The organism is Pseudomonas sp. PS02290, assembly GCF_029960075.1.
Classification (GTDB): Bacteria; Pseudomonadota; Gammaproteobacteria; order Pseudomonadales; family Pseudomonadaceae; genus Aquipseudomonas.
The window spans coordinates 1-18,688 of the sequence record NZ_JASCOY010000025.1 but is presented as its reverse complement, the minus strand read 5'-3'; the positions used below and the strand labels follow the sequence as shown (position 1 = coordinate 18,688).

Annotated in this window: 22 protein-coding genes, 1 tRNA gene and 1 pseudogene; 13 read left to right on the top strand and 11 right to left on the bottom strand. The window is 58.0% G+C overall.

Annotated features, from left to right (window positions below; all coding sequences use genetic code 11):
• Positions 1–15 precede the first annotated feature (15 nt).
• The 3 genes from serS to QMX88_RS13405 are packed head-to-tail and all read left to right on the top strand — an operon-like array spanning position 16 to position 2,928.
• Positions 16–1,296: a serine--tRNA ligase gene (gene serS, locus QMX88_RS13415; RefSeq protein WP_282370030.1), complete on the top strand. Its 1,281-nt coding sequence runs from the start codon at positions 16–18 to the stop codon at positions 1,294–1,296.
• The gene (gene cysG / locus QMX88_RS13410; RefSeq protein WP_282370028.1) at positions 1,297–2,691 is read left to right on the top strand and encodes a siroheme synthase CysG; all 1,395 of its coding nucleotides are present in this window, start codon (positions 1,297–1,299) and stop codon (positions 2,689–2,691) included.
• Positions 2,692–2,748: 57 nt separating this feature from the next.
• A complete protein-coding gene (locus QMX88_RS13405) occupies positions 2,749–2,928 on the top strand; it encodes a hypothetical protein (protein WP_282370026.1) in 180 nt (59 codons plus the stop codon).
• A gap of 128 nt (positions 2,929–3,056) precedes the next feature.
• On the opposite strand, the gene QMX88_RS13400 is transcribed toward QMX88_RS13405, so the two are convergent.
• The 7 genes from QMX88_RS13400 to QMX88_RS13370 form a co-directional block, all read right to left on the bottom strand.
• Entirely contained in the window at positions 3,057–4,058 is a 1,002-nt protein-coding gene (locus QMX88_RS13400) for a glutathione S-transferase family protein (RefSeq protein WP_282370024.1), read from the bottom strand.
• Positions 4,059–4,155: 97 nt separating this feature from the next.
• Positions 4,156–5,157: a glycosyl transferase family protein gene (locus tag QMX88_RS13395; protein WP_282370022.1), complete on the bottom strand. Its 1,002-nt coding sequence runs from the start codon at positions 5,155–5,157 to the stop codon at positions 4,156–4,158.
• Positions 5,154–5,489, bottom strand: coding sequence for a TusE/DsrC/DsvC family sulfur relay protein (locus tag QMX88_RS13390; RefSeq protein ID WP_192174860.1), 336 nt, complete (start codon positions 5,487–5,489; stop codon positions 5,154–5,156). Before QMX88_RS13390 ends, QMX88_RS13395 begins: the two co-directional genes overlap by 4 nt.
• On the bottom strand, positions 5,486–5,785 hold the full coding sequence (gene tusB, locus QMX88_RS13385; RefSeq protein ID WP_282370019.1) for a sulfurtransferase complex subunit TusB: 300 nt from the start codon (positions 5,783–5,785) through the stop codon (positions 5,486–5,488). The genes QMX88_RS13390 and tusB overlap by 4 nt, the downstream gene beginning before the upstream one ends.
• Positions 5,785–6,147, bottom strand: a complete 363-nt coding sequence (tusC, locus tag QMX88_RS13380) for a sulfurtransferase complex subunit TusC (protein ID WP_282370016.1) — start codon at positions 6,145–6,147, stop codon at positions 5,785–5,787. Before tusC ends, tusB begins: the two co-directional genes overlap by 1 nt.
• Before the next feature lies 1 nt (position 6,148).
• Complete coding sequence (tusD, locus tag QMX88_RS13375) at positions 6,149–6,541, bottom strand: sulfurtransferase complex subunit TusD (RefSeq protein ID WP_282370014.1); 393 nt, start codon at positions 6,539–6,541, stop codon at positions 6,149–6,151.
• Positions 6,542–6,656: 115 nt separating this feature from the next.
• Positions 6,657–7,328 carry a Bax inhibitor-1/YccA family protein gene (locus tag QMX88_RS13370; protein WP_282370012.1) on the bottom strand — a complete coding sequence of 224 codons (672 nt, stop codon included), beginning with the start codon at positions 7,326–7,328 and terminating at the stop codon, positions 6,657–6,659.
• Positions 7,329–7,497: 169 nt separating this feature from the next.
• On the opposite strand from QMX88_RS13370, the gene QMX88_RS13365 reads away from it, so the two are divergent.
• Positions 7,498–7,588, top strand: a tRNA-Ser gene (locus QMX88_RS13365).
• A 185-nt stretch (positions 7,589–7,773) separates the two neighbouring features.
• Positions 7,774–8,586: an XRE family transcriptional regulator gene (locus tag QMX88_RS13360; protein WP_282370010.1), complete on the top strand. Its 813-nt coding sequence runs from the start codon at positions 7,774–7,776 to the stop codon at positions 8,584–8,586.
• Between the two features lie 91 nt (positions 8,587–8,677).
• On the opposite strand, the gene QMX88_RS13355 is transcribed toward QMX88_RS13360, so the two are convergent.
• On the bottom strand, positions 8,678–8,998 hold the full coding sequence (locus QMX88_RS13355) for a DUF1654 domain-containing protein (protein ID WP_282370008.1): 321 nt from the start codon (positions 8,996–8,998) through the stop codon (positions 8,678–8,680).
• A 495-nt stretch (positions 8,999–9,493) separates the two neighbouring features.
• On the opposite strand from QMX88_RS13355, the gene QMX88_RS13350 reads away from it, so the two are divergent.
• The 7 genes from QMX88_RS13350 to QMX88_RS13320 all read left to right on the top strand — a co-directional run bounded on the left by QMX88_RS13350 (position 9,494) and on the right by QMX88_RS13320 (position 15,176).
• Positions 9,494–9,697, top strand: a complete 204-nt coding sequence (locus QMX88_RS13350; protein WP_192174819.1) for a Com family DNA-binding transcriptional regulator — start codon at positions 9,494–9,496, stop codon at positions 9,695–9,697.
• Positions 9,687–10,859: a cellulase family glycosylhydrolase gene (locus QMX88_RS13345; RefSeq protein WP_282370005.1), complete on the top strand. Its 1,173-nt coding sequence runs from the start codon at positions 9,687–9,689 to the stop codon at positions 10,857–10,859. The genes QMX88_RS13350 and QMX88_RS13345 overlap by 11 nt, the downstream gene beginning before the upstream one ends.
• Before the next feature lie 276 nt (positions 10,860–11,135).
• Entirely contained in the window at positions 11,136–11,453 is a 318-nt protein-coding gene (locus QMX88_RS13340) for a phage holin, lambda family (RefSeq protein ID WP_192174817.1), read from the top strand.
• Between the two features lie 41 nt (positions 11,454–11,494).
• A complete protein-coding gene (locus QMX88_RS13335; protein WP_192174859.1) occupies positions 11,495–11,881 on the top strand; it encodes a hypothetical protein in 387 nt (128 codons plus the stop codon).
• Complete coding sequence (gene lysC, locus QMX88_RS13330; RefSeq protein ID WP_282370003.1) at positions 11,790–12,029, top strand: Rz1-like lysis system protein LysC; 240 nt, start codon at positions 11,790–11,792, stop codon at positions 12,027–12,029. The genes QMX88_RS13335 and lysC overlap by 92 nt, the downstream gene beginning before the upstream one ends.
• 68 nt (positions 12,030–12,097) lie before the next feature.
• Entirely contained in the window at positions 12,098–12,523 is a 426-nt protein-coding gene (locus QMX88_RS13325) for a cell wall hydrolase (protein ID WP_192174858.1), read from the top strand.
• 1,030 nt (positions 12,524–13,553) lie between these two features.
• On the top strand, positions 13,554–15,176 hold the full coding sequence (locus QMX88_RS13320) for a methyl-accepting chemotaxis protein (protein WP_282370001.1): 1,623 nt from the start codon (positions 13,554–13,556) through the stop codon (positions 15,174–15,176).
• A 179-nt stretch (positions 15,177–15,355) separates the two neighbouring features.
• Here QMX88_RS13320 and QMX88_RS13315 read toward each other — a convergent pair whose 3' ends face one another.
• From QMX88_RS13315 to QMX88_RS29695, 3 genes and pseudogenes are all read right to left on the bottom strand, one after another.
• Complete coding sequence (locus QMX88_RS13315) at positions 15,356–15,532, bottom strand: DUF3606 domain-containing protein (RefSeq protein ID WP_282369999.1); 177 nt, start codon at positions 15,530–15,532, stop codon at positions 15,356–15,358.
• 276 nt (positions 15,533–15,808) lie between these two features.
• Complete coding sequence (locus QMX88_RS29700) at positions 15,809–16,597, bottom strand: methyl-accepting chemotaxis protein (protein ID WP_407073265.1); 789 nt, start codon at positions 16,595–16,597, stop codon at positions 15,809–15,811.
• 69 nt (positions 16,598–16,666) lie between these two features.
• A pseudogene (locus tag QMX88_RS29695) lies at positions 16,667–17,434 on the bottom strand (MCP four helix bundle domain-containing protein); the annotation flags it as partial.
• A 261-nt stretch (positions 17,435–17,695) separates the two neighbouring features.
• Between QMX88_RS29695 and QMX88_RS13305 the strand changes: the two are divergent.
• Positions 17,696–18,580: an EamA family transporter gene (locus QMX88_RS13305; protein ID WP_282369995.1), complete on the top strand. Its 885-nt coding sequence runs from the start codon at positions 17,696–17,698 to the stop codon at positions 18,578–18,580.
• Positions 18,581–18,688 lie beyond the last annotated feature (108 nt).

Below are 18,688 nucleotides of genomic sequence, written 5' to 3'. Positions count from 1 at the left end.
ATACGAGAGACCGATATGCTCGACTCCAAACTGCTGCGTACTCAACTTCAGGACGTAGCGGATCGCCTGGCTTCCCGTGGCTACACACTGGACGTGGCCCGCATCGAAGCGCTGGAAGCCCAGCGCAAGACGGTGCAGACCCGCACCGAACAGCTTCAGGCCGAGCGTAACGCCCGTTCCAAATCCATCGGCCAGGCCAAGCAGCGCGGCGAAGACATCGCGCCGCTGATGGCTGACATCGATCGCATGGCCGAAGAGCTGAGCACCGGCAAGAAAGAGCTGGACGCCATCCAGTCCGAGCTCGACGCCATGGCCCTGAGCATGCCGAACCTGCCCCACGAATCGGTGCCGGTGGGCGCTGATGAAGAAGAGAACGTCGAAGTGCGCACATGGGGCACGCCGGCGTCGTTCGATTTCGCGGTTCAGGACCACGTTGCCCTGGGCGAGAAGTTCGGCTGGCTGGATTTCGAAACCGCCGCCAAGCTCTCCGGCGCCCGTTTCGCGTTGTTGCGTGGCCCGATTGCGCGCCTGCACCGTGCGCTGGCGCAATTCATGATCACGCTGCACATCAACGAGCATGGTTACGAAGAGACCTACACGCCGTATCTGGTCCAGGCGCCTGCGTTGCAGGGCACCGGGCAGCTGCCGAAATTCGAAGAAGACCTGTTCAAGATCTCCCGCGAAGGCGAGGCCGATCTGTACCTGATCCCGACCGCCGAAGTGTCGCTGACCAACATCGTCTCCGGGGAAATCATCGACGCCAAGCAGCTGCCGTTGAAGTTCGTCGCCCACACCCCGTGCTTCCGCAGCGAAGCCGGCGCGTCGGGCCGTGATACCCGCGGCATGATCCGTCAGCACCAGTTCGACAAGGTTGAGATGGTGCAGATCGTCGAGCCGGAAAAATCCATGGAAGCGCTTGAGAGCCTTACCGGTCACGCCGAGCGCGTTCTGCAACTGCTCGAATTGCCGTATCGCGTACTGGCGCTGTGCACCGGCGACATGGGTTTCAGCGCAGTGAAAACCTACGACCTGGAAGTGTGGATTCCGAGTCAGGACAAATACCGTGAAATCTCGTCGTGCTCCAACTGCGGCGATTTCCAGGCGCGTCGCATGCAGGCGCGCTGGCGCAACCCGGAAACCGGCAAGCCGGAACTGGTTCACACGCTGAACGGTTCGGGTCTCGCGGTGGGTCGTACGCTGGTGGCGGTGCTGGAAAACTACCAGCAGGCCGACGGCTCGATCCGCGTGCCGGATGTCCTCAAGCCCTGGATGGGCGGCATCGAGGTGATCGGCTAAATGGAATTTCTGCCGCTGTTCCATAACCTTCGTGGCGCTCGGGTGCTGGTGGTGGGCGGCGGCGAGATTGCCTTGCGCAAGTCTCGCCTGCTGGCCGACTCCGGGGCGGTGCTGCGCGTGGTTGCCCCCGAGATCGGAGCGGAGGTGCGCGAGCTGATCGAGCGCAGCGGCGGCGAAGAGATTCTGCGCGGCTACACCGAGTCGGACCTCAACGGTTGCGTGCTGATCATTGCCGCCACAGACGATGAGCCACTCAATGCGCAGGTGTCGGCCGATGCCCGCCAGCGCGGTGTGCCGGTCAACGTGGTGGATGCGCCTGCGCTGTGCAGCGTGATCTTCCCGGCCATCGTCGATCGGTCGCCGCTGGTGATTGCGGTGTCCAGCGGTGGCGATGCGCCGGTGCTGGCACGGCTGATCCGCGCCAAGCTGGAAACCTGGATTCCACCGACTTACGGGCATCTGGCCGGTCTGGCCGCGCGCTTTCGCCATCAGGTGAAAGGGCTGTTTCCCAACGTTCAGCAGCGCCGGGCGTTCTGGGAGGATGTATTTCAGGGACCCATCGCTGACCGGCAACTGGCCGGGCAGGGCGCCGAAGCAGAGCGGCTGTTGCAGGCAAAGATTGACGGCGATGCGCCGGCTACGACCGGTGAGGTGTACCTCGTGGGCGCCGGCCCGGGTGATCCTGATCTGCTGACCTTCCGCGCGCTGCGTTTGATGCAGCAGGCGGATGTGGTGCTGTACGACCGCCTGGTAGCACCGGCGATTCTGGATCTGTGCCGCCGCGACGCTGACCGCGTCTACGTAGGCAAGCAGCGCGCCGATCACGCCTTGCCCCAGGATCAGATCAACCAGCAACTGGTGGATCTGGCCAAGCAGGGCAAACGCGTGGTGCGACTGAAGGGCGGTGATCCGTTCATCTTCGGCCGTGGCGGTGAAGAGATCGAAGAACTGGCGGCCCACGGCATTCCCTTCCAGGTCGTGCCGGGCATCACGGCGGCCAGTGGTTGCGCGGCCTATGCCGGTATCCCGCTGACCCACCGCGATCACGCGCAGTCCGTGCGTTTCGTGACCGGTCATCTGAAGAACGGCTCTACCGATCTGCCATGGAAAGACCTGGTCTCACCATCCCAGACCTTGGTGCTCTACATGGGCCTGATCGGGCTGCCGGTCATTTGCGAACAGTTGATCAAGCACGGCCGCTCGGCCGTAACCCCCGCGGCGCTGATTCAGCAGGGCACCACAGTCAACCAGCGCGTCTTCACCGGCACGCTGGCCAATCTGCCGCAACTGGTCGCGGAGCATGAGGTTCATGCGCCGACCCTGGTGATTGTGGGCGAAGTGGTGAAGTTGCGGGAAAAACTGGCGTGGTTCGAAGGGGCGCAGGCGAGCGTTTGATCACGACATGCGCCTGCCTGGCTTCGCGAGAGCTACACAATTCTTGTGGGAGTGAGCTTGCTCACGAAGACTGCCTTCCAGCCGCTGAAAATTTTGCGGATGCACTGGCCTATTCGCGAGCAAGCTCACTCCTACAGTTCATCGGTCAACCGCCACATCTGCGGCTTCGTCACGCTTGATGAAGCGTTACTAGCGCGGCGCCCTTTCCCGTTGCAAACACCGTCCCTGTGGGAGTGAGCTTGCTCACGAAGACTGCCTTCCAGCCGCTGAAAATTTTGCGGACGCACTGGCCTATTCGCGAGCAAGCTCGCTCCCACAATGATCATGCACCGGGTGATGGGTTTCAGGTCTTTAACTGAAACCCATCAGTCGTTGTGCAAGATCCCTTTTCCGCTCAAACGCCCGCGATCATGCTCGCCGCTAAAGTCCTGCAGCGGGCCTTTTGGCACGATGCCGGTCGGGTTGATGGTGGCGTGGCTTGCGTAGTAGTGATGCTTGATGTGCACGAAATCCACTGTCTCGGCCACGCCTGGCAGCTGGTACAGCTCGCGCACCCAGTTGCTCAGGTTCGGGTAATCGGCAATGCGCCGCAGGTTGCACTTGAAGTGCCCGTGATACACCGCGTCAAAGCGAATCAGCGTGGTGAACAGGCGCACGTCCGCTTCGGTCAGGTATTCACCCGCCAGGTAGCGTTTCTCGCTGAGCAGGCTTTCCAGCGCATCAAGCTCGGCGAACACTTCGTCGAAGGCCTCTTCGTACGCACCTTGTGACGTGGCGAAACCGGCGCGGTAAACACCGTTGTTCACGGCCGGATAGATTCGGTCGTTCAGCCGGTCGATCTCGTTGCGCAGCGGCTCTGGATAGAGATCCAGATGATTGCCGGTCAAATCGTCGAACGCCGAATTGAACATCCGGATGATTTCCGATGATTCATTGCTGACGATGCGATTCAGTTGTTTGTCCCACAGCACCGGCACGGTCACCCGACCGGTGTAATCGGCGGTGTCGGCCAGGTAGCGCTGATACATGAACGTATGGCCATCCAGCGCGTCGCCGGTAGACCCTTTCTGCTTGTCGAACGTCCAGCCGTTCTCGCGCATCAGCCAACTGACCACGGAGACGTCGATCAGACCTTCCAGGCCCTTGAGCTTACGGACGATCAGCGTCCGATGGGCCCACGGGCAGGCAAGGGAAACGTACAAATGGTAGCGACCGGCTTCCGCCTTGAAGCCGCCTTCACCGGACGGGCCGGGCCGACCATCGCTGGTAACCCAGTTCCGGCGCTTGGCTTGCTCGCGCTGAAAAGCGCCGTCTTTGCTGCTTTCGTACCACTGGTCTTGCCAGCGTCCTTCAACGAGAAGGCCCATGTCTGACTCCAAAGTGAGCTGTACCGAAGTACGTTGGATATCAGTCTAAAGGCAATCGTTCGAACGAATAACGCAAAGACTGGGGGGTAGCTATCGGCTAAATCGATCTGTTTCGGTTCGCCCAATACTGCTCGGCCTGCGCGAAGGCTTCAGTTCGCGGCATCCCGAGGCCCCGCAGTGCCAGCGCCATGGTGGCGATCAGGGCCAGTTGCGGGTAACTGTCCTCGATGTCGCCTTTCCAGATCGCGAGCAGATGCTGCGGATCGAGGGTGGCCGGCTTCACGTGGCGACGGTCCGACAACGCCGGCCATTCCTCGTCCCACGGCTGACCGTCAGTCGTGCCATACAAGTGGCTGATGGTGTCGGGATTGATCTCGACTTCACCGCCGTCGCCCTTGATCACGATGGCGTGGTCGCCGAGCAGGCTGCTGGCGTCGCGATGCACGCCCTGATAGCCCGGATGGAAAATACTCTGCAGCCCGCAGCGGGCACCCAGCGGATTGAGGATGCGCGCCAGGGAATGGATCGGCGAGCGCAGACCCAGCGTGTTGCGCAGATCGATCATGCGCTGCAGCTGGGGCGCCCAGTCGCCGAGGGGGAAGAACGCAATGTTCTGCCGCTCCAGCGCTTCACCCACCGCCTGCCAGTTGCGGCACAGCGGAATGCCCAACAGCTCCAGCAACTGCTCGCTGTACAGGCGGCCGGCGGTGTGGGCGCCGCCGCCGTGCATCAATACGCGCACGCCGTTCTGTGCCAGGCACTTGGCGGCCAGCAGGTACCACGGCAGATGACGCTTTTTGCCGGCATACGTGGGCCAGTCGATATCGACCTTCAGTTCCGGCGCATGCAGCCGCTCGCGCACCGCTTCGGTGAAACCCGCGAGCTCATCCGGGCTTTCTTCCTTGTGTCGAAGCAACATCAGGAACGCGCCGAGTTGGGTGTCTTCGACTTTTTCATCGAGCACCATGCCCATGGCTTCCCGGGCTTCGGCGCGGGTCATGTTGCGCGCACCACGCTTGCCCTTGCCGAGAATACGAACGAAGGGCGCGAACGGATGCTCGGCAGGGGTTTCGATGACGAGGGGAGTGAAGTCGGTCATAGGCAATTGGTCGGCTTGGGCAGGCCCGCCAGCTTGGCGGCAAGTTTGGCGGGAGTGCCGTTGAACAGACGATTCAGGTGCAAGCTGTTGCCCTTGTCGGCGCCCAGTTTCAGCGCGGTGTACTTGACCAGCGGCCGCGTGGCCGGGGACAGCTGAAACTCCGCGTAGAACGCACGCAGCAATTCGAGGATTTCCCAGTGATCGGGAGTAAGGGCGATGTCTTCTTCAAGGGCCAGGGCTTCGGCGACTTCATTGGACCAGTCGTGGAGGTCCTCAAGATAGCCGTCTTTGTCCAGCGCGATGCTGTGCCCGTCGACGATGAGCTGTTTCATAGCCACGTATTGACCTTGTCGTATTGCACCGAGAGCACGACGAAGCCGGCGTAGTCGACGCCTTGGGCCCAGTCAGGCAGCGCGATGTTTCGAGCGGTGGCGTCTTCATCGAGCACGAACAGTTTCAGGCTGCCCGTTTTCGCGCTCAGTGCCTCGGCGCTAGTGGTGTCTTCGCGCAATGCATAGGTTGCGTCGCCGCACAAAAGGATCGCGTCTTGACTGCCGAGCACGCGCAGGCAACTGCTCAGGCGCGAATCGGTAAAAGGGGAGTGAGAGAGTACGTGCAGGGTAGCCATCAGATTGTGATCACCTGGTCGTAACGGTCAATGAGCCCAGCGATTTGCGGGTCATCCAGTACCTGAAGGGGTTCGACGCTCAAGCCGGTTGGCTGCATCCCACGCTGATTCAGGCTGGTGCCGCAGGCGAACAGGTCTTCCACACCGAACATCGACAACGCTTGCAGGTTGGCGGTCAGGTCTTTCTGCTGCACCTGGCTGGGATTCTGCGCCGTCGCCAGCTGAAACACGCCGTCGTCCATGAACAGCAGGGCGACCGGCAGATCGAACGCGCCGCCGGCCAGGGCAATGTCCAGTGCCTCGCGGGCATCCGGACCAGACCATGGCCCCTGACGGCTGATGATCAGTAATGACTTCGCCACGTCACGGCCCTCCGAAACACATCAAACGGTCGGCCGCCTGGACCGCGTCGTGCAACTGACCCAGCCCCGACAATTCCCACGGTGCAGCAAGGTTCGCCGCAGGTCGCGAATAGCGTTCCGCTTCTTCGGCATTCAATACGCCTCGGCGCAGGGCCGCTGCGATGCAGACCACGCCATCAAGCTGGTGGGTGGTGACGAAATCACGCCATTGCCCGGCAGTGTCCGACTCGTCCTGAGGCGACACGACATTGCCGGACGCGCTGTGTACGCCGTCCTGATAAAAGAACAGGCGGACGATTTCATGGCCCTGCGCCAATGCGGCTTTGGCGAACAGCAGCGCACGCCGTGAGGAGGGCGCGTGGGCGGGTGAATGCAGGGCGATGGCGAACTTCATGGGCGGCTCGGTGGGGGCGCTGGCAAGGAACATGAGCGCAATGATAAAGAATTCATGAACGCCGGACAGCAAAAAGCCCGCCGAAGCGGGCTTTTTGTTTAAGCGGGCAAACTGATCAGTCTTTGCTGCCCATGATGCCGAAGATCTGCAACAGGCTGATGAACAGGTTGTAGATCGATACATACAGGCTGATGGTCGCCATGATGTAGTTGCGCTCACCGCCGTGGATGATCGCGCTGGTCTGGAACAGAATGCAGACCGAAGAGAACAGTACGAAGCCGGCGCTGATCGCCAGTTGCAGGCCGCTGATCTGGAAGAACATGCTCGCCACCACCGCCCCGAGCAACACGAAGAAGCCTGCGGTGATGAAGCCGCCAAGGAAGCTCATGTCCTTGCGGGTGATCAGCACGTAGGCCGACAGACCGCCGAAGACCAGCGCCGTCATCGCGAACGCGGAAGCAACGACTTCAGCGCCGCCCTGCATGCCGATGTAACGGTTGAGGATCGGGCCGAGGATGAAACCCATGAAGCCCGTCAGCGCGAACGCCGAGACCAGACCCCATGCCGAATCGCGCAATTTGTTGGTGAGGAAGAACAGACCGTAGAAGCCGATCAGCACGACGAAGACGTTCGGGTAACGCACGTTCATCTGTTGTGCAACGAACGCCATGATGCCGCTGAAGGCGAGGGTGAGGGCCAGAAGGCCGTAAGTGTTGCGCAGGACGCGGCTAACCTCTAGCTGCTCGACCTGCACGCGGTTGTTGACTGCGTAATCCTGTTCGCGCATGGCGCTACTCCTGATGGTGAAAACGAAGGGTTTGAAACCTCAAGTTGCAAAGATCATAACAGAGGCGAGGCAGCGCGCTAGCCGGAGAGTTTGACAGCTTGTTTCATTACGGTATTATGGCGCCCGCAAAGCGACGGAGGGGTGAAAAACTTCCGACGCCAGATGCTTCGGGGAATTGGCAGAGTGGTTGAATGCACCGGTCTTGAAAACCGGCGAACGTTAATAGCGTTTCTAGGGTTCGAATCCCTAGTTCCCCGCCAAACACAGTAAAAAGCCCTGCTCATGCAGGGCTTTTTCGTTTTCGGGGTCTGGTTTTTGCTCGGCTGCTTTTGATCGTAATCTATCGGATCATCCAGCCCGCGCTGCCCAAAGTTAGCAGATGCTAATCATGTGGCTGATAGCAGACCGTCATTTACTGTATGCTAACCCGAAGCGATGATTGGACATGGACATTAACAAGCTTAGAGCTGACGCCCTGAAAGCCCTGATGGCCGGGGCCTCCCAGAAAGATTTCGCCAATCGGCACGGCCTTGATGCGTCGTATCTGTCCCAGATTCTTAACGGGCACAGAAATCTCGGCGAGAAAGCTGCTGCGAATTTGGAAGAGAAGATCGGCCTTCCTTCGGGAAGCCTGGTCAGCCCTGCTGCGTCCGAGACTTCTGCGACAGCGGTGAAGGCCGGGCTTTCGGCACTGGAACAGCTCAAGCAGTCCCTCGCCAAGGTGAAAGGCTTTTCAAATGAGGCGCGGGACCGGATTGTGGCGGCGGCTGCCGACCCGGATGACCAGAGCACAGACGTGCTTCCGGCCAATTACGCCGCGCTTCGTCCTACCCATGAAGAGATTGTGATTCGCCAGTACGACATACGTGCAGCGATGGGTCACGGACAGGTGCCGCCTGATTACAATGAGGTAGTGCGCAACTTGGTTGTCAGAGAGGAGATTCTTCGCGAGAAAGGTGTGACCTACACCTCGAAGACAGCCCTGGCCATGATCAGTGGCTGGGGTCAGAGCATGGAAGGAACCATCAACGATAAAGACTTGGTGATCGTCGACAAAGGCGTGCAGGACTTCATCGGTGAGGGCATCTACGTACTGACCTGGCATCAAGAGCTGTACATCAAGCGCGTGATGCGACTGGACGAAGAGAATTACAGGCTTATTTCAGACAATCAGCATTATGAGAACCAGACGGCAAGGATCGACGATGTGACGATCCATGCGAAGGTGTTATTGATCTGGAACGCAAGGAAGGCCTAGTTGCGCTGGCCGATCTGGCCGACTAGTGGCCGGCACAGGCGGTTTTTTGAAGGTGCAGACGCCCGCGAATCAAGCGGGCTTTTTTGTGCACTCAGAAAGGCGCGGCTTCCTCCAGTGCTTCGAATTCGTCCCGCACTTGAACGCGGGGATCGTCATCTGACGGCGCCTCCCACTTCAGCGTGACCGAACTGTCTTCATCATTGAAAACCATCTCTATCCCATCTACTTCCGCAATAGCCCCCATCACTTCGTCCCACTCTCGCTCGCCGTCGGTCTCCAGCTTATGGATCGTGACCCACATCTGATCCTGAGCGATGGGGTGGTTGATCATGCTCGCGACCCTTAGGTTCAGGCGCTCAAGGCCGGACATGGGCTCGCGCTCTTGAGGCTTGTTCTTCTCTGGCTGGGACATCAGTTTCTCCTTGATTACTGTGTATACGTACAGCTTTCGCAAGCATAACGGCAGTCAGCTGTTTGCAAAACCCCTGTCAGAAATATCGATCTGCTTCGAGCGACCAGCACCCATTCCAAGCGCGTAAATAATTTAGCGTTAGCTATTGACGCTGCATTTAGCGTTTGCTAACTTACATCCATCGCAGCGACATAGCGCAGCGGTACATGACTGGTGAAGCCGCCAGATAGCCAGGGACCAGCGAAGTGGTCTCCCAGCCCCGACAAGGGACCGACTGGATCAAAGCTCTTTAGCAGGACGGAATCACCGATTTCACTGGCTGGCCTTGGTAGCAGGGCCAGACGGGAAATCAACGAAGAAAGAGAGGGCAGTCAGGCGGGTGCACTAACACCCACAGGGATCGCCAGATCGCAGGTTGTACCTGCAAACCAGCCGAGGCCCTTACTCTCCGCGCGAGCGGGGCGGAGCCTGGCAGAATCCAAAAGGCTTCGCAGAATGTTGAAAGATTGCAGATGTGGAAAGTGCAAAAGACTTCTCGCCCGTATCGGTGAGATGACGGAGCTCCAGATCAAGTGTGCCCGGTGCGGGACGTTGAATCATGTGAGGGCCACGTGCCCCGAGCTATCGCCTTTGAGCGACATGAATGCGGAATTCTCCGCTAAAAATCATTCGACTCAAGGTAATCAAAATGTCCAATAGCAGCTCAGTAATCGCCCAGCTCAAAAACATTCCTCTGGTAGGAATCAACCTGGGCTCGGTCGCCAATGCTGGCCAGATCCTTCCAGGTTCGGCCGGCACTCATTATCAATGGCCCACTCGGGACACCATCACTCACTGGGTGAAGAACCTCGGTGTGCGCCTTATCCGTTTTCCGTTCGAACTGCAGCGCGCCATTGAGCTGTCGACAATTGACGGTCTGCCAGGTCAAGGCGCGAACTTGAAGCAGGAGTTCGTGGACAAGTGGAAGGAAATGCTGAAGGCGATCAGCGATGACTCTAACGGTGAAGCCAGGATCATTCCCGATCCGCATCACTACATGCGCCTGCATCGCTACCAGACCGATGCGAATGGCCAACTGACCGGTCAGCTTTACCCAAGTAAAGAGGCGGGCAATCAAGACGGCTGGAAAATTACGGAGCAGGTTCTGATCCAGGAGGGTAACTCCGTCGGTGGTGGCTCTTGGAGTGCGGTCCACTTGGCGAACTTCCACCAGAAGTTGGTTGTTGCATGCGACGACCCCATGGTTCTTGGTTGGGGGCTCGGCAACGAACCCTACGCGAGTAACAGTGCTGGCGCGAAAGATAACATCACAGCGCCTGCGTTGGAGACGCTCTACATCAACACGATGAATACCGTGCTGAAGGCCCTGCGCAATAGCTCCAAAAAGCCAGTCTTCATCTGCGGCCTGCAATTCGCGAGTGCCAAGGAATGGGCGGGTGTCTCGGCGAATCTACAGTCGAAGATTGTGGATCCGGCGAATTCTATCGTGTGGGAAGCGCACGCCTATGCTGACGTCGATGGCGGATCGAGCGGTGCCTACAACGGCGACAACACCCAAATTTCGCCAACGGCGCTGCGCGACCAAATCGTGGGTCCGTTTCTGACTTACGCCAAAGCCAACAAGATGGCAGCATTCATCGGCGAGACTGGCATTCCACCAACGGACGCTGGCCGTACCGCGCTGAAGAATTTGCTCGACAAAGCCAAGGCTGAGAAAATCCCCGTCACCCTATGGGTCGCGGGTCCGGGCACTGACGGCGAGAAGATGAGCCTTGAAGCGAGTAACCAAGCGGCAACGGTTACGATGGTGAAGCCATACTTCGCTGAGCGCATCACTCAGTGGGGTTATGCACAAGCGTAGGTCTGGCTAGCAGAGCCTGAGCCTCCCATTCCGGGAGGCTCTCCTTCCCATTCTTCCAGTGACCGCGTGTGTGAACACCCGATCCGGAACGCTATATAACAGCACACGCGCTGCTCCGACGGGCAGCCTGAACGACATGCACTTATTCAGAGCCTCGGCATTCACCGAGGCTTTTTCGTATTTAGCCCTGCCACGCCTATCGCTCTAAGCCAGGCGTGCTGCGGGGCTGCCCCATTCCCCGAGCCCGAGAGGGCGGACTGTCGGAGGTCGACGAAGATGTCGGAAAAAACACCTGACTTCTGGGCCCACGTCTGGCTGATCATCACGACGCCGCTCTGGCAAGGAGCGATCATGGCCGCAACCATTTCTCTATTGCGCGTGGTCTATGAAGGCAAAGAAGCCAACAAATGGCGCGTTGTGCTTGAGGCGCTGATCTGTGGTGCATTGAGCCTGTCAGCCAGCAGCGTCATCGAATGGATGGCCTGGCCGTCGAGCCTGTCCGTTGCCGCCGGCGGCACCATCGGGTTCATCGGCGTGACGGCGATCCGCGAGCTGATCATCCGGTTCCTCGGACGCAAGGCGGATTCGTTATGAGCCTCGAACCCATTGCCGCAGTAGCCAAAGCTGGCGCCACCTTGCGAGCCGTCGCGGTCGCCATAGTCATTGTCATCGTGATGGGCCTGCTGATTGCCATCCAGCAGATCCGCGTGGTCACGTTGCAAGGGGCCATCAGTGTCGAGGCCAAAGCCAAACAGGAAGCCGTCGACGCCAATAAGGAAAGCCAGGCCACGATCACGACGCTGCGCGCTGAAGCACAGCTTAACGCCGACTACACCGCCGACCTGAACAAGCGCATCAGGGCCAGTGAAGACAAAGCCAAGAAGGCGAGGAAGGAGTTCGATGACCTCAAGCGCACCAGTAAACCTGTTCGTGATTGGGCTGCTCAGCCTTTGCCTGACGGCCTGCGCGGCAAAGCCGCCAGTGGTAACAAAGACCACAGTCATAAGGCTGCAAGCCCATGAGCTGACTCCGTGCGAGCGGGTCAATGCGGAGGATACCGATCTGCGTGACAACGGCGACGTATGGGAGCTGAAGGATCAGGCCATCAAGCTGCTCGACACATGCGCCGACCAAGTCGATGCGCAGATCGTTCGAAGCAAGAATAAGTAAGCCCGTTTATTGGAGGTGCGTCGAGTCTGGACGCACCCATGAGCGGATTTTTTGCCTGGAGGATAGTCATGACCGTGACTGATAAAGATCGCGATGTTCTCGCTCGCACGGTGTACGGCGAAGCTCGTGGAGAAGGGCTTGCCGGAATGGTTGCCGTGGCCTGGACGATCCGCAACCGCGTGAATGATGGACAAGAAAAATCATGGTGGGGCGAGGGCTATGCCGGGGTATGCCAAAAACCCTATCAGTTCAGTTGCTGGAACAGGGGCGACCCAAACTATCCATTCCTGAGCGGCACGCGACAGATCCCGTTCAGGGAGTTGGCGCAGTGCCAAATCGCTGCTGACCAAGTGATCGACGGGAAGGTGCCAGACCCCACCGGTGGGGCAACTCATTACTACGCGACCACTCTGTCGAAGGCTCCGGAGTGGGCTGCCAGGGCTAAGCGGACTCTGAAACTCGGGGACCACGTATTTTTCAAAGACGTTCCGTGATCTACGGCACAACGCTCAGCGAGTCGTTACGCGTCGCTCGTCTGCAAGCGCCCGGTCCTTCAGCGTATACGGCTTCACCCTTTCGCAAGCCTAATAATCTACCCACCCTAAGAACACCCGCCTCGGGGTTGTTTGCATCTATGGAGCAATGAAAATTGACCGTATCAACAACCGAGATACCTTAGGACAGCGTCCTCGACGTCTGGGCAATTGTACTTTGTCCGCTTCAACAGCACTTCTTGTGTTCCCTCGTATCTTTGCAGGGGCAAACCCTAATGCCATCGTGATTCAGCTCGTGTCATACGATGCTAACAATGCCGTATTCAAGGTGTTATCAGGCAATGTCGCATTAGCGTCTGCGTCGGTACCTGTATATTTTCGCGTCGTTTATTAGTCAGGTGATTTATTAATCCCGGCGAATACCATCGAATCGTCAACCAGCAACCGCTGGTCAAGTGCCTCGCCTTTGTGGGAGATCACATGATCCTGTGCTCAGCCAACCGCAACCCCGACCGGTTTCATCATGCGAGAGACATTTTCGTTTTCGGCGTATGGTGTTCGCCGGGAGGCTTCTTTGATGGCTTCGCAGTCACGCCGACCCCCCGGTAGCCCTGCAGCAAGCTTGCATCGTAGATATCAACAATCTCCGAGTCGGCCTTTGGCCTGATGTCCCGGAACTGAAATCCCCCTATCTCCCTGCCGACATCGGGACGCCCTGCTTGATAGCTCTCTGCTGCGCATTCTCCCGGGCTTTTTCCACATCGCTGGCCATCCTATCTCTTACCCGAGCCCCGGTCGGCAGCTCCGCTGCTAGCAACAGGTGAAAGTGATAAGACCGCCGGGCTTTCGCAGCACCTGCGATACAACCACGCTCGAAAAAAGTTCCTCAAGTAAAAAGCATAATTGTCGACACTTTCATTAAGGTCTGAGCACAGTTCGATCCTGGGCGAGCCTCACTGTCAAACGCGCACTCACGCGCCACATTAAGCTCAATTATCAGCCAGGGAAGGGCTTTGCCGGGATTTAGATAATGCTAAGTAAGCTAAGCATATCTCAAAAGCTGTATTTCAGTTTCTTCGTTATCGTATTGCTAATCGGGATGTTGGTAGGAAGCGCGTACAAGGGTTTTGAAGAGGTTGAAACCGCAACCAGGAGCAATGTGCATAGCTATCAAGTGCTTAACGGAACACAGGTCGCACTGGAACAGTTGATTAATATTGAAACTGGCATGCGCGGATTCGTCATTTCGTCAAAAGACTCATTTCTAGAACCCACGATGATGGGCGAAAAGCAGTTCGCCGAGGTGCTCAACCTGCTCAAAAGCTTGACCGCCGATAACCCGCAACAGCAACAAAGACTTGCCCAGCTTGGCGAAATTCAGAAACGGTGGATTGACGAAGACGTGCACCCGATCATCGCCATGCGCAGAGATTTGACTCAGCGCAGTGCCCCCGATGACCCTTTGGACCAGCGTATTACCTCAGGGGCTGACAAGGCCAAAATGGACAGCATGCGGGCTGTATTGGGGGAAATCACCGCTGATGAGAACAGGTTGCTTGAAGTCCGAAACCAGGCAATGGCGGACGCCAAGCATGATGCGTTGTTGATTCTGATCTGGGGAGGCATCGCAGCAGCGGTTCTATCCGTCATCTTGGCTACCACGTTGGGCCGTAGTACAACCGCACGCCTGCAACTCGCTATCGACGCAGCCACTGCAATCGCCAACGGTAAGCTGGATACCGTTATTGACACCAGTAGCCATGATGAGCTGCCCAAAGCCTTCTTGCGTATGCAGACTCGGCTTAGAGAGATGATCCAGCAAATCAGCCTCGCTGCCAGTCAGCTAGTTGTCGCTGTGCAACAAATTTCGGGGGCATCCGAGCAGCTTTCCGGCGCTATTCAAGAGCAATCAACGTCCGCGTCAATGATGGCTGCAACTGTCGAAGAGTTGACCGTCAGCATTCACCATGTCTCCGAAAATGCGGATGAAGCTCACACGTTGGCTACCCGCTCAGGCCAGCAATCGAAGGATGGTGCGCAAGTTATAGAAAGCACCCTGTCCAGCATGATGGGCATCGCAAAAACAGTGCAGCTTTCCTCTACACAGGTCGCAGGCTTGGGCCAGCATTCCGAGCAGATTTCCTCAATTATCAGTGTGATCCAAGGTATCGCTGACCAGACCAATTTACTCGCCCTTAACGCCGCCATTGAGGCGGCGCGGGCGGGTGAACAGGGGCGTGGATTTGCAGTAGTGGCCGACGAGGTGCGCTTGTTAGCGCAGAACACTGGCAAATCGACCAAGGAAATCGCAACCATGATCGGAAAGATTCAATCTGGCGTCCGCGAAACCGTAGAAAGCATGCGCAGCGGGGTCCAGGAAGTGAATGACGGCGTGGAAATGGCGGGTAGTGCCGGCACGGCAATAGGCGAGATACGCGACAGCTCGAATAAGGTACTCGAAGTTGTAGACCAGATTTCCCTGGCCTTGCGGGAGCAGACGGCAGCTAGTCAGGATGTAGCTCGGAATGTGGAGCGCACTGCGCAGATGGCTGAACAAAATAATATGTCCATTCAGGACTTGCTGAAGACGAGCGGCGGGTTGAAAAATCTTGCCACCAGCCTGCAAGTGGAAGTCAGCAAGTTTCAGATGTAGCGAAGGCGATCTCCAGCCGTAACCGTTTAACACTGCCAAGGCTAACTTGGATCTCTTGACCCTGAGCGAGCAAATCAGAGGGCTTCTGTAAATCAGAGGTCTTTCTGTTTAGACAGAGAAAAGCGCAGACCTTTGTCACATTGGCTGCGCTTCTCGGCACTCCGCAGGGAATGTCTGATTTATTTACCCAGCTTTTTACGTACGTCTACCACCATTGGACCGACTGCCTTTACTGCGGCTTTGAGTTGTTCTTCGGTCACCCCAAACTCGTTAGTCCAGTACTGCAGCTCCCAGGCTTCAGAGGTATTCACTCTGGCTCTGTCCTGTGGTCCGCGATTACCTAAATTGTCAGCCATTTTCTACGCCCTTATGAAATAGCCTGGCTATTCCAGGCCAACGAAGCATAGGCCATCCTGAGCGTCTGACATGGGCGCAAGACATCTACCGGAGCGGCATCTGTGAGCGGTAGAAACCAGTGGTGTTGAAAGCCGGCGAGGGTTGAGACCGTTTCCGGGGTTCAAATCTCCAGGTCCGCCAAACACAGTAAAAAGCCCCGCATCTGCGGGGCTTTTTAGTTTTCGGGGTCTGGTTGGAAATGGGCTCTGAAGTCCGGGCGTCAGGGCCGCGGTGGGCTAAAGCCGGAACTTGCCGACCATGTCATTGAGCCGGACCGCCAGCTTCGAGAGCTCGTTGCTTGCTTCCAGTGTCTGTCTCGCGCCTTCGGTGCTCTGCATTGCCAGATCCCGAATGCTCACCAGGTTTCTGTCCACATCGCGGGCAACATGGGCTTGCTCCTCCGACGCCGTCGCAATCTGCATATTTCGTTCATTGATTTCCAGGACCGCATCGGTGATCAGGCGCAGGGACGAGCCGGCGTCTTTCGCAGAGGTCAGCGTGCTGTAAACCTCCTGCCTGCTTTTGTCCATGGACTCCACGGCAGCGGCAGACCCTGACTGGACCTTGGTGATCATCTGCTCGATTTCCTGCGTGGACAGTTGGGTCCGGTGCGCCAGTGCCCGAACCTCGTCTGCCACCACAGCGAATCCTCGTCCCTGTTCCCCGGCGCGCGCCGCCTCAATCGCTGCGTTCAACGCGAGCAGGTTTGTCTGCTCGGCAATGGCCCTGATGACGCTCAGCACTTTTGTAATATCGTCCGCCTGACTGGCCAGGGCCTTGACCTGAACCACTGAGTTGTCCACGAGGTCGGCGAGGCTCGTCATGGCCGTCACCGTGTTGACGACCCTGCGGTTGCCCTCTTCGGCGGATGTGCTGGATGACTTCGCGGCCTCGGACGTTGAGTTCGCATTTCTCGCCACTTCCTCCACTGCCGCACTCATTTCGGTGACCGCAGTGGCCGCCTGTTCGATCTCGCTGTTCTGTCTTTGAAGTGTCCGGTCTGCGCTTTCGGTGATCGATGTCATTTCGACGGAGGCGGTGCTCAGTTGGTCGGCTGCTCCCGATATCTCGGTGATCGTGGTCTTTAAATTGCCGGCCATGACATTGAGCGCAATCATCAAACTGGATACCTCATCTCGCCCCGTCACGGGGAGGACACCGGAGAGGTCGCCCGTCGCGATTTGCTCCGCGAAGGTCAATGAGCTGGCAACCGGCTTTACGATGCTTCGGGTCAGGGCATACGCCAGGCCTATGGTGAGCACCGATGCAACCAGAACAACCGAGATAAGAACCATGATGCTGTGGCTGTAAACCTCTGCAGCGCGATGCCCGGCGTTAACTGCGTTCTGTGAATTAAGGTCACGCAGCTTTGTGAGCTCTGCCTGATACTGCGTCGCGGTCTGCGCCTGTTCGTTGTTGGCATAGTCCAGCGCGCTTTGATGGTCGGTTTTATTCAGCGAAATAATGTTTTTGACGCCAGCTATGTATTTCTCCATCAGGCCGTTCGCGGTCTGAAACTGCTTGTTATCCTCTTCGTCAGTAACCAGGTGTGCTCGGTAGTAACCCGTCTTGTCTTCGAGCATGGCAATGTCCTGAAAAATACTATCGGTGACCTTGCGTTGTGCGTCTGAGCCCGCCACCGCCAGCGATCGTATGCTTTCCAGCCGGGTATGCAGCAGGGCGATCTGGATATCGTCAATTACCTGAATGCTGGGCACCACGTCGGTTTCCAGCTTTTGTTCAGTGGTACGCATTTCATCAATTTGAACGTAGGCGAACAGGCCAAGGCCTAGCAGAATGAGCGTAATCAGACCAAAGCAGAGCAGCGCTCTGGTCGAAATCTTAAAGTTTTGTAGTTGCATGTGGGTCTCTCCGGAGCTCCAAAGGAATGCTGAGGTCCGTTCCAGCTATCAGCGTGTCTGCCGGATTTTCAATTACTTAAGGTACGTCCAGCGGAAAGGCAGGCCTATAGCTATCATGGTCGCGTGTTTGCTCAGTGCTAAATAATCAATTAACTAATTCTTCATTTAACACTGCCAATGGGTTTGCAAACGCGGCGAGCGTGAGGCGATTATTGCTTCTCGGGATCGCCCCGAAATACCTGCCAACTATTAAGGAACACCATGCCGTTTAAAGACCTTTGCCTGGCATTGCTGGTCATCATTGCGTGGGGGTTGAATTTCATCGTGATCAAATACGGCCTGGATGGCCTGCCGCCGATGTTGCTGGGCGCGCTGCGGTTCACGCTGGTCGCGATTCCCGCGGTGTTTTTCATTCGCCGTCCGCAGTTGCCCTGGTTCTGGCTGCTCGCGTATGGAGCGACCATTTCCTTCGGTCAGTTCGCCTTTCTGTTCGAGAGCATGGCCCATGGCATGCCGCCGGGGCTGGCCTCCTTGCTGCTGCAGGCGCAGGCATTCTTCACGCTGCTGTTTGCGGCGATATTCATCGGTGAGAAATTACGCGTGTATAGCGTGGCGGGCTTACTCATTGCTGCTGGCGGACTGACCCTTATCGGCATGGGCACGGGGGCTGCGACCCCGCTTCTGGCGGTGTTGCTGGTGTTGTGCGCGGCCTCGATGTGGGCGCTTGGCAACATCATCACGCGCCGGTTTGGGAACGTCGATCTCGTCGCCCTGGTGGTCTGGGGTGCGATCGTTCCGCCGCTGCCGTTTCTCGCCATGTCGCTGTGGCTGGAGGGGCCAGCGCTCATTGAGCATTCGTTGCTTAATCTGGGATGGAGTTCAGTGCTGTCGCTCGCTTACCTGGCCTTCGTCGCCACGCTGTTCGGCTACATCAGCTGGAGCAAGCTGCTGTCGCGCTATCCAGCGGGCAAGGTCGCGCCATTTTCTCTGCTGGTGCCGGTGGTCGGCCTCAGTTCCTCAGCGTTGGTGCTGGGCGAGCGACTCAGCGTGCTGCAATGCGCGGGGGGTGTGCTTGTGATGTTGGGTCTGACGGTAAATCTGCTTGGGCCCAAGCTGTTCAGCCGTGGGCGACAAGCGACCGCTTGATGCGCGGGGATCAGGGTTTCGCGATTCAAACCCGATTCAGGCAAGTGGGGGGGGGGGGGGGGGGGCCGGCCGCGCCGCGGACAGGGGTGCCCGCCCCGCCCGCGGGGG

Bases quoted from the DNA above. Each gene is read 5' to 3' on its own strand.
- QMX88_RS13350 (WP_192174819.1), top strand. From the start codon at position 9,494: ATGTTGAAAGATTGCAGATGTGGAAAGTGCAAAAGACTTCTCGCCCGT.
- QMX88_RS13345 (WP_282370005.1), top strand. From the start codon at position 9,687: ATGTCCAATAGCAGCTCAGTAATCGCCCAGCTCAAAAACATTCCTCTG.
- QMX88_RS13390 (WP_192174860.1), bottom strand. From the start codon at position 5,489: ATGAAACAGCTCATCGTCGACGGGCACAGCATCGCGCTGGACAAAGAC.
- QMX88_RS13395 (WP_282370022.1), bottom strand. From the start codon at position 5,157: ATGACCGACTTCACTCCCCTCGTCATCGAAACCCCTGCCGAGCATCCG.
- QMX88_RS13325 (WP_192174858.1), top strand. From the start codon at position 12,098: ATGACCGTGACTGATAAAGATCGCGATGTTCTCGCTCGCACGGTGTAC.
- serS (WP_282370030.1), top strand. From the start codon at position 16: ATGCTCGACTCCAAACTGCTGCGTACTCAACTTCAGGACGTAGCGGAT.
- cysG (WP_282370028.1), top strand. From the start codon at position 1,297: ATGGAATTTCTGCCGCTGTTCCATAACCTTCGTGGCGCTCGGGTGCTG.
- QMX88_RS13355 (WP_282370008.1), bottom strand. From the start codon at position 8,998: ATGTCCCAGCCAGAGAAGAACAAGCCTCAAGAGCGCGAGCCCATGTCC.
- QMX88_RS13400 (WP_282370024.1), bottom strand. From the start codon at position 4,058: ATGGGCCTTCTCGTTGAAGGACGCTGGCAAGACCAGTGGTACGAAAGC.
- QMX88_RS13360 (WP_282370010.1), top strand. From the start codon at position 7,774: ATGGACATTAACAAGCTTAGAGCTGACGCCCTGAAAGCCCTGATGGCC.
- QMX88_RS13370 (WP_282370012.1), bottom strand. From the start codon at position 7,328: ATGCGCGAACAGGATTACGCAGTCAACAACCGCGTGCAGGTCGAGCAG.
- QMX88_RS13305 (WP_282369995.1), top strand. From the start codon at position 17,696: ATGCCGTTTAAAGACCTTTGCCTGGCATTGCTGGTCATCATTGCGTGG.
- QMX88_RS29700 (WP_407073265.1), bottom strand. From the start codon at position 16,597: ATGACATCGATCACCGAAAGCGCAGACCGGACACTTCAAAGACAGAAC.
- tusD (WP_282370014.1), bottom strand. From the start codon at position 6,541: ATGAAGTTCGCCATCGCCCTGCATTCACCCGCCCACGCGCCCTCCTCA.
- QMX88_RS13320 (WP_282370001.1), top strand. From the start codon at position 13,554: ATGCTAAGTAAGCTAAGCATATCTCAAAAGCTGTATTTCAGTTTCTTC.
- QMX88_RS13340 (WP_192174817.1), top strand. From the start codon at position 11,136: ATGTCGGAAAAAACACCTGACTTCTGGGCCCACGTCTGGCTGATCATC.
- QMX88_RS13315 (WP_282369999.1), bottom strand. From the start codon at position 15,532: ATGGCTGACAATTTAGGTAATCGCGGACCACAGGACAGAGCCAGAGTG.
- tusB (WP_282370019.1), bottom strand. From the start codon at position 5,785: ATGGCTACCCTGCACGTACTCTCTCACTCCCCTTTTACCGATTCGCGC.